Genomic DNA, 13,524 nt, shown 5'->3' with positions numbered 1-13,524 from the left:
TTCAGTCATGCTCCCGGTCGCCGGCATCGTCCCTGCCTTCGTCAGTCTCTTTATTGCCCTTATTGCCCTTTCCAATACCGCCCTCCTCGCTCTCTTCCATATCCCCAAGGGAGAGTTCGTCCACTTCCGCTTGGTCCCGCACGCTTTTGGGCAGTTCCTTCTTGACCCGTACACCGAGTTCCACAAAGCGGTTGGCCTGGGAGATCAAATTGCCCTTACCTCGCGTCAGCGTGTTCATCGCCGAATCGTACGTGCCATGCACGGTCTGCAATTGACTGCCGAGCTTCTCCATGGACTCGACAAACACACGCAGCTTGTCGTAAACGGCACCAGCCCGATCGGCAATTCGGCGCGCATTCTGGCTCTGGCGCTCATAACGCCAGATATTCTCGATGGTGCGCAGCGTCGCCAATAAGGTTGTTGGGGTCACCACAATGATCTTGCGGTCAAACGCTTCGCCGAACAGGTTTTCATCCTGCTGAAAGGCAGCCACGAAGGCCGGTTCGATAGGCATGAATAGCAGCACGAAATCCGGCGACCGCAGCCCGTGCAGTTGGCTGTAATCTTTTTCGCTCAACGACCGGATATGCTGACGTACGGCATCCACATGCGACTTGAGCGCCTCCTGCCGTTCCAACTCATCCTCGGCGGTTACCCACTGCTGATAAGCCAGCAAGGATACCTTGGAGTCGACGATCAGATTACGTTCGTCAGGTAGGTGCACCACCACGTCCGGCCGGTAGAGCTGCCCCTCCCCATCGCGATAGCTGCCCTGGGTATCGTATTCGACGCCCTTCCGCAGGCCGGATTTTTCCAGCACGCGTTCGAGAATCAGTTCGCCCCAGTTGCCTTGGATTTTCTTGTCGCCTTTTAGCGCTCGCGTCAGATTTGCCGCCTCTTCGGTGATCTGGCGATTGAGCTTCTGCAAAGATTCGATTTCGCTGCGAAGGGCTTGGCGGTCCCGGGTTTCGGTGGTGTACACATCTTCCACCCGTTTACGGAAGTCGGTTAACTGCTCTCGAAACGGATTGAGCAGGGTATCCAGGCTTGTGCGCGTCTGCTGGGAAAAGCGCTCGCTTTTCTGCTCGAAGATACGGTTAGCCAGGTTTTCGAACTCCTGCTTCAGGGCGTCGCGATTGCGCTCCAGCAACTCCAGCTTTTCTCGCGTGGCGCGCCGCTCTTCCTCCAGGGTGACTTCATATTCTCGAAGTGACACTTTAGCTTCGGATAAGGATTGGCTGATCGCTTCATGTTGACTGCGCAGGTTCTTCAGATCTTCTTCCAGCGAGCGCTCACGGCGTTGCGCAGCATTGCGTTCAGCGTCCAGAGAGGCCACCCGGTTGTCCAACTCGCCGGTCTTGCGACGCCATTCCTCCCGCGACGTTTCCGCCGTATCGAGCCGTTGGCGCGCCTGCGCTTCGGCCTGTCGCACTTGGTCGCGCTCTTGTTCAGCCAATGCCAGGGATCGGCCATTCAATTGAGCCTCGGTTTCGGCCGCTTCGGCGCGGCGCTGCATTTCATCCAAGCGGCCTTGGGCCTGAGCGAGCTGGGTGGCCGTATGGCGGCGATATACCTGGGCGACAATGATGGCTGCCACAATGGCAACCACGAGGCCAACGGCGGCAAACTCCGGAAGTAATTCCCTGGGAAAGGACAACGGCACGTTCTACTCCTACTGATTGCGCATAAACGCAACGGGGTGAATTCCAGCGGCAATTATCCAGAAAAGCGGGCGCCGAGGCCAAGGAACTGTTGCCGGCTGAATGCGACTAAAGGCGAAATGACAGCCGATGCCTTTGCTGATAATCCTGGCGGGTTGGTGAACTTTCGCGCAGCCCGATTGACGCACAGGTCGCAAAACGGAGAACACGCAGCGCCTTTATTGCACCGGCAAATGGAACCGGTTCGTAAATTACGCTAAAACAGTGCGGAGCCTTCGCTGATTGCGAGGGCCATAAAAATAAAGACGCCAGTGCCGGGTGGACGATCGGAGCCAGCCCAGGCGGTGATGCGGGGCAAAAATAATCGCCCTGGCAAGGATTATTCGAGACACAGCCATGTTAAAAGCACTCTGGCGAAAGACAACTGGACAAGATTGCGCCCAGGCTACCGACGAAGACAGCCGTGGTGAACTAAGCCTCGCGGACCACCTGACGCACACCGGTCAGTACCACCTCGAACGGCTGCAAACACTGGTGGAGCTGCGTTGCGACCAACGCTTCCCCGATCATTCCGATACGGCCATCCGGCAGCTTATCCACTACGCCTCTCGCATCCAGGATCAAGATATCCAGCGGGAACTGCTCCTGCTTTATCTCAACTGCCCACCTGCGATCCAGGAATACCTACGCTCTGGCGATATTATCGACGCCGATCACTATATCCGGACTCAGCACTGGGGTTAACGGAAATGTGCCGTCTCCTTATAACCTGAGCAACGGGTTACCTATCGGTAAAGCCTCTCGATGTCGTAATAATGTATACTCCCGAGCGTCAGATTTCGGCAACTCCCGGAAGCCGGCCATAGACAGACTAAGGACACACTCAAATTGAGGTCACTCATGCCGATGCGCGCTGCTTGCACGCTCCCTAACATCCTTTTGCTCGCCCTTACCTCTCTTGCTATTGCCGGTTGCGCTCCCGGCTCCGCCTTGGTGGAACGGGAAGACCTGAGTTCACTTGAGCAGGGCCAGACATCTCAATCCCGGGAAATCGGCAAGCTGAGCGACGACCTCAAGGCGCATCACCGCGGCGTGGTACGCAACAGCAACGAGAACACCCGGGCTTTGATCGAAACCATCCGCCAGCAGATTACCCCGCCAGCCTGCCCCGAGCGACCGCAACTCAGCTGCCCCGAAGTTCGTGAGCAAACCAGTTCCACATCGTCACAGCGCCTGAACGGCATGCTGATTGTCGGCGAGCTCGAACAGGTGCACTTCATGGAGCCGGGCTTCACTTATGAGGCACGGATCGACAGCGGTGCGGAGACCTCCTCGCTCGATGCCAGAAACGTGACCTACTTCGAGCGTAACGGCGAAGACTGGGTGCGTTTCGATGTTCCGGTTCCTCGCACCAAAAGCGAACTCAGAACGCTTGAACGCCCACTCTCCCGCAATGCCCGTATCATCCAGGCCTCGGCGGATGATAGCGAGCGCCGGGCTGTCGTCGAGCTCCAGTTCGCCATCGGCGATCACGTACAGAAGGCGGAATTCACTCTATCCAATCGCGAACATCTGTCCCACTCGGTGCTTGTCGGACGCAATATCCTACGTGACGTGATGTTGGTGGATGTGGGCAAAGAACACGCAACCTCCCTACCCCAAAAACTCGAGGCCAAGCCCCAGGCCACCAAAGCGGGCGCAGGAGATAATCAGTGAAGTCAGGAGATAGCCAGTGAAGTCCCGTTATCCCTTTTATATCGGCGTTGCCTTTCTAGTACTCGCCGGCTTGGGCCTGGCCACGTTACGCCACGTGGAGATGGGCATTCCCTGGCTGTCGGGCGATGAGCGGCCGGTTTGGCTGGTGGAAGCCCGAGTCGATTTCCAGGCGAGCGGCGAGCCGGTGCTAGTCAGCCTTAACCTCCCTGACAACCCACCCGGCTTCCATGTTCTGTCGGAACAGGCGGCTTCGCCAGGCTACGGCTTCTCCATTATCGAGGACGAAGGCGACCGTCGAGGGGAGTGGTCCATCCGCGAAGCCAGCGGCACTCAGACGCTGTACTACAAAGCCCAGTTCGTCCCCGATCCGGATGTACGCGCGCAACCCCCGAGAAAACCGCCACAGCCGGAAACCATCTACTGGGAAGAACCCCAGGCGACCGCCGCCAACGAAGTATTAGAGCTTTCAGCCGCCAAATCCAGCACCCCCGAAAGCATGACCCGGGAGTTGATCAAGCTCATTCGCTCCAGCGATCCCGACCAAAACACGGCCTTGTTAATGACCGGCAGCCGTCCTGTCGATGTCCTTTCGCGTCTGCTTAACCACGCGGACATTCCGGCACGGATTTCTGAAGGCATCATGTTGGAAGATGCGCGGCGCCGGCAGCCGCTGCGACCGTTTTTGGAAATTTTCGACGGTGACCGCTGGCTGACCTTCAACCCGCAGACGGGCGAACAGGGGCTGCCGGAGAACGTATTACTCTGGAATCGCAATACCGCCTCGCTGCTGGACGTCATGGGTGGCAATCAGTCCGTCGTCAGCTTCGCCATGCTGCGCCAGACAGTGCCCGCTTTGCAGCTTGCCCGAGCCGAAGCCATCGACAGCGGCCTGGGCTTCCTCAGCCTGTATCAGCTACCTATCGAAGAACAAAGCATGTTCCGGATGCTGCTCCTTTTGCCGTTAGGGGCCATGGTGGTCGCTTTCATGCGGATTATCGTGGGCATTCGAACGTCGGGTACGTTTATGCCGGTACTCATAGCCGTTGCCTTCCTGCAAACGTCGTTGTTGCCGGGCCTGGTGACCTTTATCAGTGTCGTCACTATCGGTCTGCTGCTACGGGGCTACCTGTCGAGCCTTAATCTCTTGCTGGTATCGCGAATATCCACGCTGATTATCCTCGTCATCTTCATGAGCACGGCGATCAGTATTATCGGCTATCAGATGGGCTTCAACACCGGCATGACCGTGACCTTCTTCCCCATGGTCATCCTGGCCTGGACCATAGAGCGCATGTCGATTCTTTGGGAGGAAGAAGGGCCTCACGAAGTCGTAGTACAAGGCGCCGGCAGTTTGTTGGTCGCGGTATTGGCCTATTTGTTGATGATCGCGCCGCTGGCCCGTCACCTGACGTTCAACTTCCCGGAACTGCACCTGATCGTTCTGGCCATTATTCTGCTAATGGGACAGTACACGGGCTACAAGCTAAGTGAACTGCGCCGCTTCTATCCGATGAAGGCATACGAATGATCCGGTGGATATCCCCTGCGGCCCTGAACCGTCGCGGCATGCTCAACATGAACCGCCGCAACGTCAGCTATATCGCTCAGTACAATGACCGCCGTGCCTATCCCCTGGTGGACAACAAGCTGAAAACGAAACTGGTCGCGGCGGAATACGATGTAGCGACGCCCAAGCTACGCCAGGTGGTCAGTCAGCAGCACGAGATATCCCATTTTCGCGAGCGTGTGGCGGATCTTGAGGGCTTCGCCATAAAACCCGCCAAAGGTTCGGGCGGCAAGGGCATCCTGGTGATTACCGGACGCGATGAGGATCGCTTCGTTAAGGCGTCCGGCGCCTCAGTCTCCCTGACCTCGCTGGAGCGTCACCTGACCAATATTCTCGCGGGGCTTTACTCCCTGGGCGGCACGCCCGATGTAGCGATCGTCGAAGACCTGATTCAGTGCAGCAGCACGTTGACGGACTATTCGTTTCAGGGCGTTCCCGATATCCGCATTGTCGTATTCCGCGGCTATCCGGTCATGGCGATGCTGCGTCTGGCGACCCGCTCATCGGATGGCAAAGCCAACTTGCACCAAGGTGCAATCGGAGTCGGCATCGATATTGCCACGGGTCAGAGCCTCAATGCCGTGCAGTTCAACCGCCCGGTCACCCATCATCCGGACACGGGAATGGCGCTTGAGCATATTCATGTACAGGATTGGCATACGATGCTGGTTATGGCGTCACGCTGCTATGAAGCCACGGGGCTAGGCTACATGGGCGCCGATCTGGTATTGGACCAGAACGCCGGCCCTACCCTGCTGGAGCTTAACGCCCGACCGGGCCTGGCCATCCAAATGGCCAATGGCAAAGGCCTGCTACCCCGACTGAAATACATTGAAAGCCTCAAGCGTACTCATCTGACGCCCGAAGCTCGCGTGGAATATGCCATGTCTGTATTCAGTCACACCGGCACGCTCTATACATCGCAAAAAAAGGCGCCATCTCCGCGTGTGCCGGCCTAATCAGTCATAGAAAACCCGCATTAAAAAACCCGCCCCTTCTCCAGAGGCGGGTTTTTTTTATTGGCCCACAGGGGCTTACTTCATGCCAGCGTTGATCAGCGCCCGCTCGTTATTCAGCCCTTTAAACAAGCCGTAGCACATGACCAGCAGGACAAACGTGAACGGTAGACCGACACTCACGGCGCCTGCCTGCAATGCTTTCAATGCGTCAGCACCGCCACCGAAAATCAGTGCAGCGGCAATAGCGCCTTCCATTACCGCCCAGAACACACGCTGTTGCGTCGGCGCATCCAGCTTGCCGCCGGCCGTAATGCTATCGATAACCAACGAACCTGAGTCGGATGAGGTCACGAAGAACACCAGCACCAGCACGATGCCGATGAAAGACACTACGGCAGTCAGCGGAATGTTTTCGAACATCTGGAACATGGCCAGGGAGACATCCGTCAGCCCTTCGCTAGCCAGTGGCCCTACGCCCGCCTGGATCTGCTCAAGCGCAGAACCACCAAAAGCACTCATCCAAACGATGGTGATCACTGTCGGGATAACCAGAACGGCGGTGATGAACTCGCGTACCGTGCGCCCCTTGGAGACTCGAGCGATAAACATGCCGACGAACGGTGACCAGGAAATCCACCAAGCCCAGTAGAACACGGTCCAGCCGTGGAACCAGGTTTCGTCTTCGCGACCAAACGGGTTGCTCAGCGGGATGATGTTCGTGACGTAGGACGAGGTTGTCGTCCACATTGCCTGGAATACGCCCAAGGTCGAACCGGCCAGAATGACAAACAGCAGCAGGATGGCCGCAAGGGTCATATTGATGTTACTCAGAACCCGGACACCCCCTTCCAGGCCGCGTACGACAGACACGAGAGCGACACAGGTAACGCCGACGATAATCGCAATCTGAGTACCGATGCCGCCATCAATATCAAACAGGTAATTCAGGCCTGCGGCCGCCTGCTGCGCACCCAGCCCCAGTGAAGTCGCGAGGCCGAAGATGGTCGCCAGGACGGCAAGAATGTCGATCACATCGCCGATCCAGCCCCATACGCGATCACCGAAGATCGGGAAAAACGCGGAGCGCAACGTCAAAGGCATGCCCTTATTAAAGGCGAAGAACGACAGGGATAGCGCGACAATCGCGTAGATTGCCCAAGGATGCAGGCCCCAATGGTACATCGTTGCACCCAGCGCCAACTCCGCCCCTTGGGGGGTATTGGGCTCCACGCCCAGCGGCGTACCATACCAGTCGGTGTAATAGGCAACAGGTTCCGCAACGCCCCAGAACATCAGGCCAATACCCATACCGGCTGCAAACAGCATGGCAAACCAAGAGAGTGTTGAGAATTCCGGCTTGGCGTCCATGCCCCCGATCCGGATTTTACCGACCGGCATCACGATCAGTGCCAGACAGAAGATAACGAAGATATTGCCGCTGATCAGGAACAGCCAGTCAAAATGCGCAATAGCGCCGTTTTTCGCTCCGGTAAGCAAGCCTGTGGACACCTCGGGAAAGAGAAGAGTGCCAACAACAAAAACAATGATTAGAAATGCAGTGATAAAAAATACCGACTTGTGCAGGTCAAGCCCGAGGGGCGTCACGTTGTCCTGCCCCGCCTGATAATCGGTGGAGTACTCGTCTTTTAGACCTTCGCTCACATCAAGTCTCCTCGAACGGATTAGCTGCCCTTCTAGTAAGGTAGTAAGGGCGCGAGATTACAACTATTTAAGTCTATTTATTTGAGCTCGAAAGATCAAAGTGCGTGCGTCGATCTGCAGGGTACATGGCCTATCTGTCAGACGCCTGACCGCTTTTGCTGGCCGGCAACAGTTTTGCAGCCGTATGTGCTCGAAACATTGCATACGCCGAGCAATCACCCAGCTAATCGGGTCGCAAACCGCCACGAGTCGCCACGGCACATTTATTTATAGCTCTAAAGGTGCGCAGCCTAAGAGAACAACCTCAAAGAATCAAGCACCCCAGGAAGATTAGACGCCTGCAGAACAAAGCCCACTCTGGTAGACTCCCCCTGTCCTCAACGGGGTGTCTGCGTACAAGCGCAGGCTGAGATCAGACCCGCGGAACCTGACCCGGATCATGCCAGCGCAGGGATTGAGAAACTCAAGGCCATCCCTTGGTCTCCCGCCCCGCTGTCTCTATAACGCTCCGATAAAACGTTGTTGCTGTACAACATCGTCCCTATAAACATAGTTCCTATACATTGCGGGTGGTATCCATCGTGGCGAGATCTCTCGTTTTTCTTTTTCTGACGGTCGTCGGAGCCAATGTCTGGGCGGCGCCCACGCTGACCATCTACACTTACCCGTCATTCGTGTCCGAATGGGGTCCCGGCCCGGCTATAAAAGAAGCATTCCAAAACCAGTGTGACTGCACCCTGAACTTTGTCGCACTCGACAGTAGCGTCGCCATCCTGCACCGGCTCAGACTCGAGGGCGAATCCACCCAGGCCGATTTGGTACTGGGTCTGGATGCCAGCATCATGGCCGACGCCCGTAAGACCGGCCTGCTCACAGCGCACGGTATCGATACGTCGCCACTGGCCTTGCCGATCACTTGGAAAGACGACATTTTCGTCCCCTACGACTGGGGGTACTTCGCTTTCGTGTACGATACCGAGCAGCTCGCCGAGCCGCCGTCCAGCCTTGAGGCGCTCATCAACGCGCCAGACGATCTGAAAATTATCCTGCAAGATCCGCGCACCAGCACGCCGGGCCTTGGGTTTCTGTTATGGATGCGCCATGTCTATGGCGAACAGGCGCCGCAAAAATGGCAGGCACTCCAGGACAACATCCTGACCATCACTAAAGGTTGGAGCGAAGCGTACTTTTCCCTGTTTATGAATGGCGAAGCGCCGATGGTGCTCTCGTACAGCACGTCACCGGCTTACCACATGGCCGTCGACAATACCGAGCGCTACCAGGCGGTCGCCTTCGACGAAGGGCATTACCTGCAGGTGGAACTCGCTGCGCGGGTGCGCACCAGCGAGCATCCGGAGCTGGCCAGGCAATTTCTCGAATTCATGCTGACACCGGCCTTCCAAGCAGCGATTCCGCTGAAAAATGTGATGTACCCCGCCACCGATTTGGGCGAACAACTGCCAGACGTTTTCGAACGACTGATCGACCCGCCCCAAACGCTGTACTTTGAACCGGATGCAGTGGCCGAAGGGCGCAAGCAGTGGATTGACGAGTGGCTCAACGCGACAGCACGCTGAAAAATACGCCCCCGCTCGCACATCCGGGTTGGCGCTTCTGGCCCGGGCGGATTGTCGCCCTGATATTACTTGCAGTGGTGTTGGCCGGCTTTTGTGGGCTACTCCGGGAATGGCGATGGCAAGCCATTCCCGAACTTTGGCAAAGTGCCTACCTGCGGCAAGTCATCTGGTTCAGTCTATACCAGGCCACGCTCTCCACCGCATTGAGCCTAGTTGTGGCCTTACCGGTCGCGCGCGCCCTGCACCGACAGGCCCACTTTTTGGGTCGCGGACTGCTGTTGCGGCTTACAGAGCTGAGCCTGGTCCTGCCCACGATTGTTGCGGTTTTTGGTCTTGTTGCAGTCTACGGCCGCTCTGGCTGGCTCAACGGCTTGTTGGGCGCAATGGCCCTGCCGTTTAACTGGAATCTCTATGGCCTCCAGGGCATTCTCCTGGCGCATGTCTTTTTTAATGCCCCGCTGGCCGCCCGCATCATGCTTCTGAGCCTCGAGCGCATTCCTACCAACCAATGGCGTATCGCGGCACAGCTCGGTCTGGACAGCGGCCCCATTTGGAAAACACTCGAATGGCCTTCCCTACGCCGACTACTGCCGGGTTTGGCGGCGTTCATCTTTACCCTGTGCTTTACCAGTTTCGCCGTTGTCATGACCCTGGGGGGCGGGCCGAAATCGACCACGGTCGAGGTGGCTATCTATCAAGCGTTGCGTTACGAATTCGACTTCAGCCAGGCGGCGATTTTGGCCGTCGTCCAGCTATTGATTTGTGGCACGCTCTGGCTGCTGGCCACACGGCAACGCACGTCGCGCGATCTGCTTCCTGGCGGTATCGACATCGCCGGCTCGCCACGTCGCGATACCCAAAAGGCCAGGATGCGGGATCGTCTGCTACTGTCGCTTTTCCTGGCATTCCTGATACTGCCTCTTACCGCGATTACCGTCCGCGGCCTGCCCGGATTGTATGCCGAACTGGATAGTTTGCGCCTCTGGTCCAGCCTGGTCCGCAGTCTGATGGTCGCCGTGATCGCGGCCGGTCTGAGTGTCTCTTTCGGCCTCGCCATCCTCGCCGCGAGCCAGGGCGACCGCGACGCGCACCGCAACGCACAGGCCGGACTGACGGAAGCGGGGGGACACCTGACGCTTGTCGTACCCGCACTGGTACTGGGCACCGGCCTGTTTATCCTGCTACGTCCTCAGCTGGGCAACGTATCCCAGGGGCTGGCGCTAGTGACGCTAATCAATGCCTTGATGGCACTGCCCTTTGTGCTCCAGGTTTTACGCGGCCCTTTTACCAGCCTTGACCCGTTTTCCCTGCGTTTGGCGGACCAGTTCAACATCCGGGGCTGGTATCGGTTTCGCCAGCTCATATTACCTTTGCTCAAACGCCCCCTGCTGCTGGGCTTCGCTTATGCCGCCGGTCTTTCCCTGGGCGACTTCAGCGTCATTGCGCTGTTCGGCAGCCCCGGCTCGCCGACCCTGCCGCTGCTCCTCTACCAGCAGCTCTCGAGCTATCAACTGGACGCCGCCGCAGGAACGGCATTATTGATGCTCATACTGCTATTCGGCCTATTCTTTGTCTTGCACCGGCTCGGCCAAAACGCAACGATTCGGGCGACCGGAACGACGCCGGCAGCCAGGAGATCAAATACCCATGCTTGATGTCAGCCAATTGCGGTTTGGCTATCCCGAGGCTCGGCAGAGCTTTGAGTTCAACGTTCAGGTCGCGCTCGGCACATGTCTGGCCGTCACCGGTCCCAGCGGCTGTGGCAAGACGACCCTGCTCAGCCTTTTGGCTGGATTTCTGACGCCCGAATCCGGCCGCATTCAATGGCGGGGAAAGGATCTGACGGACCTTTCGCCCTGGGACCGCCCCGTCACCTCGGTATTCCAGGAACACAACCTATTCAATCACCTCAATGTCCGGGACAATCTGGCCTTGGGGCTCCACCCCGGTATGAAAATCACTGCAAACGATGAAAAGCGAATTGCCGACCTTCTCGAGACTATTGGTCTTTTCGAGACTATTGGTCTTGGAGGTACAGCGGAGCTTGGAAGTACGGCCGGTCTTGGAGGCATGGCTCGACGTTATCCGTCGGAACTGTCAGGTGGTCAGCGCCAGCGGGTCGCAGTGGCCCGCGCGTTGCTGCGGGACACCCCCCTATTGCTACTGGACGAGCCTTTCACCGGGCTGGACAGCGAAACTCGCAAGCGCTTGCATGACTTGCTTTTGCGTCAGAAAGCCAACGGCACAACGCTTATCCTGGTCAGTCACGACCCGGACGATGTCGCGATCTTGTCGGATCATACGCTGTCACTGACCAACGGCTAATCACAGCTCGGTCTCACCCGTACCTGAATCCGCCTGCAAGTCCGCCGCTGGCAGGCGGTCTGCGCCCCAACTACGGAAAATTCGGTCGGTGACACGCTGCAGTTCGTCCGGCTTAACATCGGCAAGCGCCCCATGCTCCAGCGGATCGAAGTGGAAAATATAGAGGCGCGAAGCAAATGCTTCGAACGGTAAGGATGATTCACCATAAAGCTCGTCGTGGCCCGACGTACTGACGACGATATCGTCACCCCAGTTCTGGCCGCTGTCGTTATTGGGGTTGAAGAAGTACACGCGCATTATTTCCTGTGGATCCAGTGCCACACGAAGAACGCTGATTGCGTGCCAGCCGATGAAACGGGCAGCGCTGTCGGTTACGGCAATACCCGCCGGCTGCGGGTGAATAAGGGGCTGATTGCCATTATAAAACGGATGGTAGCTGGCGTAGAAATGGCGCAGGAAATCCTCGAGATCCTGCAGCCGGCCGCTCGCGACATCGACGTTGATACTGAAGCCCCGCCCACACCACCAGCCGTGGAATTCCGGATTAATCCAGCGATGAGGGTCGCCCTCGCGTCCTACACACAGCCGTCCCATTTCGCCGTAGATCCGGTCCAGGTGGGGCACAAGGATCAACGATACGGCGTCCAGATCCAGGTGCAATTCCTGGGCGACGCCGCCCCGGCTCTCCAAAGAGGAGACGGCCTTGCCTTCGAAATGCATGATGACTTCGTCGTCCCGCGCGGCCCAAACCACGAGCTGCAACAGGTAGTCGGGATCGCTATAAGCCCACATGGACACGGCGCGCGCCGACTGGCAGGTGGGGTTGTTTCCCTGGCCCACGCCCAACGGCTGACCGAGCATGCACACGACGCCCTCGAGCAATAACGAACGGGACGAAACGGCTGAGCCGAACACCAGCCGTAAGCGCTCCCGAGTGGTGCGGGAAAGCGGCAACGACACTTGACGCCACAATGCTGGCGCCGCTGCCGGCTGGTAGAGCAGTCCTCGCTCCAGCAGCAGAGACAATCCATAGACGGACTGAGCGGTCTCCGGCTGGACCATGGCATCGATCAAGGCATGGACCAGATCGCGGTAACATAGGTAGCAGTCCCGACCTGTGCTGGACAGACCAAGCGCCTCAATCAGTAGCGAACTATCATTTTCCCTCAGAAAGCGAACCAGCTCCGCATGGTAGGCGGACACCAGCCCCGTATCGTGCATTGCTCGGGCGCAACCAAGACTCTCATTCTGCAGACTGCGCACATCCATGGAGGCCAAGCGTTGCGCGTAAACCTCTATCCCCGGATCTTCCTGGCAGGCTTGGGTGGGCCCGAATAGGCTGCTGATCAAGCGGGAGGCACCCTGCCCACTTGCACCGAGATCAATATCCGGATCACGGGTGCAAATGGCGATCTGGGTAATCATCTGCTTAACCGATGCCGTCTGGATCGGCCGCTGATTGAGAATACGCCAGATCTCGGCAATCAGCTGATCGATAACGTGCTCGTAGCCGATACGGTCCGCGACGTGTTTGACCAGAGCCTGACTGACCTGAGCCAGCCGGCCCTGTTGTTCACGCTCAGCCTCTCCGAACAGGCCGAACAGCAGTCCCAGGTTCATCGCCAGCACCTGGGTCAGGTAGTGATGCGCCTGCTCGGCGGACATCAACGGATGGCGATAATCCTCTTTGGCGACGGCAAGCAACCGCAACTCGCTGAGCGCTTCCAGCACCACGGTATCGGCTTGAGCGCTCTTGAGCGAGTGGGTAGTGAACGAGGGAATGAGGATGTGGGGCCGGGCCCAGTCCGAGCCCTCAAACACCCCGGATTCTTCCAACTGACGGGCCCGCTCCTCAATCGCAGCACAGCCGCCAGGCTGCATCAGTACTCGCCGGGCAAGGTCGAAAACCGGTCCGACCTTGCCCGGCTTGGCGAAGCCTTTAGCCTGGGCAAGTTGCCCAATGGCATAATCCAGCTTGGCTAGCAGCCCCTCCAGCTTTCCCGGAGCTGCCCCCAAAGTCTCTCTGTTATCCACGCGACATCCTCGCTATCGTCGAT

The 13,524-nt window shown here is 57.9% G+C and carries 10 protein-coding genes and 1 riboswitch; of the genes, 7 read left to right on the top strand and 3 right to left on the bottom strand.

Annotation, left to right across the window (positions count from 1 at the left end; translation table 11 throughout):
* Position 1 precedes the first annotated feature (1 nt).
* Entirely contained in the window at positions 2-1,663 is a 1,662-nt protein-coding gene (rmuC, locus tag FXO11_RS06820) for a DNA recombination protein RmuC (RefSeq protein WP_227546066.1), read from the bottom strand.
* A gap of 394 nt (positions 1,664-2,057) precedes the next feature.
* Here rmuC and FXO11_RS06815 point away from each other — a divergent pair, with 394 nt between their 5' ends.
* The 4 genes from FXO11_RS06815 to FXO11_RS06800 all read left to right on the top strand — a co-directional run bounded on the left by FXO11_RS06815 (position 2,058) and on the right by FXO11_RS06800 (position 5,903).
* A complete protein-coding gene (locus FXO11_RS06815) occupies positions 2,058-2,405 on the top strand; it encodes a hypothetical protein (protein ID WP_148862288.1) in 348 nt (115 codons plus the stop codon).
* A 156-nt stretch (positions 2,406-2,561) separates the two neighbouring features.
* Complete coding sequence (locus FXO11_RS06810; protein WP_148862287.1) at positions 2,562-3,377, top strand: ATP-dependent zinc protease family protein; 816 nt, start codon at positions 2,562-2,564, stop codon at positions 3,375-3,377.
* A 16-nt stretch (positions 3,378-3,393) separates the two neighbouring features.
* Positions 3,394-4,905, top strand: coding sequence for an inactive transglutaminase family protein (locus tag FXO11_RS06805; protein ID WP_148862286.1), 1,512 nt, complete (start codon positions 3,394-3,396; stop codon positions 4,903-4,905).
* Complete coding sequence (locus FXO11_RS06800; protein WP_202980301.1) at positions 4,902-5,903, top strand: alpha-L-glutamate ligase-like protein; 1,002 nt, start codon at positions 4,902-4,904, stop codon at positions 5,901-5,903. The genes FXO11_RS06805 and FXO11_RS06800 overlap by 4 nt, the downstream gene beginning before the upstream one ends.
* 75 nt (positions 5,904-5,978) lie before the next feature.
* Here FXO11_RS06800 and FXO11_RS06795 read toward each other — a convergent pair whose 3' ends face one another.
* Positions 5,979-7,565, bottom strand: a complete 1,587-nt coding sequence (locus FXO11_RS06795; protein ID WP_148862285.1) for a BCCT family transporter — start codon at positions 7,563-7,565, stop codon at positions 5,979-5,981.
* Positions 7,566-7,936: 371 nt separating this feature from the next.
* Positions 7,937-8,036: riboswitch (TPP riboswitch) on the top strand.
* 110 nt (positions 8,037-8,146) lie between these two features.
* Here FXO11_RS06795 and thiB point away from each other — a divergent pair.
* From thiB to FXO11_RS06780, 3 genes are read left to right on the top strand one after another with little or no spacing between them, the layout of a single operon-like run.
* Positions 8,147-9,142: a thiamine ABC transporter substrate binding subunit gene (thiB, locus tag FXO11_RS06790; RefSeq protein WP_202980300.1), complete on the top strand. Its 996-nt coding sequence runs from the start codon at positions 8,147-8,149 to the stop codon at positions 9,140-9,142.
* Positions 9,118-10,797, top strand: a complete 1,680-nt coding sequence (gene thiP / locus FXO11_RS06785; RefSeq protein ID WP_148862284.1) for a thiamine/thiamine pyrophosphate ABC transporter permease — start codon at positions 9,118-9,120, stop codon at positions 10,795-10,797. Before thiB ends, thiP begins: the two co-directional genes overlap by 25 nt.
* Entirely contained in the window at positions 10,790-11,467 is a 678-nt protein-coding gene (locus FXO11_RS06780; protein ID WP_148862283.1) for an ATP-binding cassette domain-containing protein, read from the top strand. The genes thiP and FXO11_RS06780 overlap by 8 nt, the downstream gene beginning before the upstream one ends.
* On the opposite strand, the gene FXO11_RS06775 is transcribed toward FXO11_RS06780, so the two are convergent.
* Positions 11,468-13,501, bottom strand: coding sequence for a hypothetical protein (locus FXO11_RS06775; RefSeq protein ID WP_148862282.1), 2,034 nt, complete (start codon positions 13,499-13,501; stop codon positions 11,468-11,470). It abuts the gene before it with no gap.
* Positions 13,502-13,524: the final 23 nt, after the last annotated feature.

It is taken from the genome of Marinobacter fonticola (assembly GCF_008122265.1).
In the GTDB taxonomy this organism is placed as follows: Bacteria; Pseudomonadota; Gammaproteobacteria; order Pseudomonadales; family Oleiphilaceae; genus Marinobacter_A; species Marinobacter_A fonticola.
Note: the sequence above shows the minus strand (reverse complement) of the source record. Positions and strands in the feature narration are given on the sequence as shown.

Bases quoted from the DNA above. Each gene is read 5' to 3' on its own strand.
- FXO11_RS06815 (WP_148862288.1), top strand. From the start codon at position 2,058: ATGTTAAAAGCACTCTGGCGAAAGACAACTGGACAAGATTGCGCCCAG.
- FXO11_RS06810 (WP_148862287.1), top strand. From the start codon at position 2,562: ATGCCGATGCGCGCTGCTTGCACGCTCCCTAACATCCTTTTGCTCGCC.
- FXO11_RS06800 (WP_202980301.1), top strand. From the start codon at position 4,902: ATGATCCGGTGGATATCCCCTGCGGCCCTGAACCGTCGCGGCATGCTC.
- FXO11_RS06780 (WP_148862283.1), top strand. From the start codon at position 10,790: ATGCTTGATGTCAGCCAATTGCGGTTTGGCTATCCCGAGGCTCGGCAG.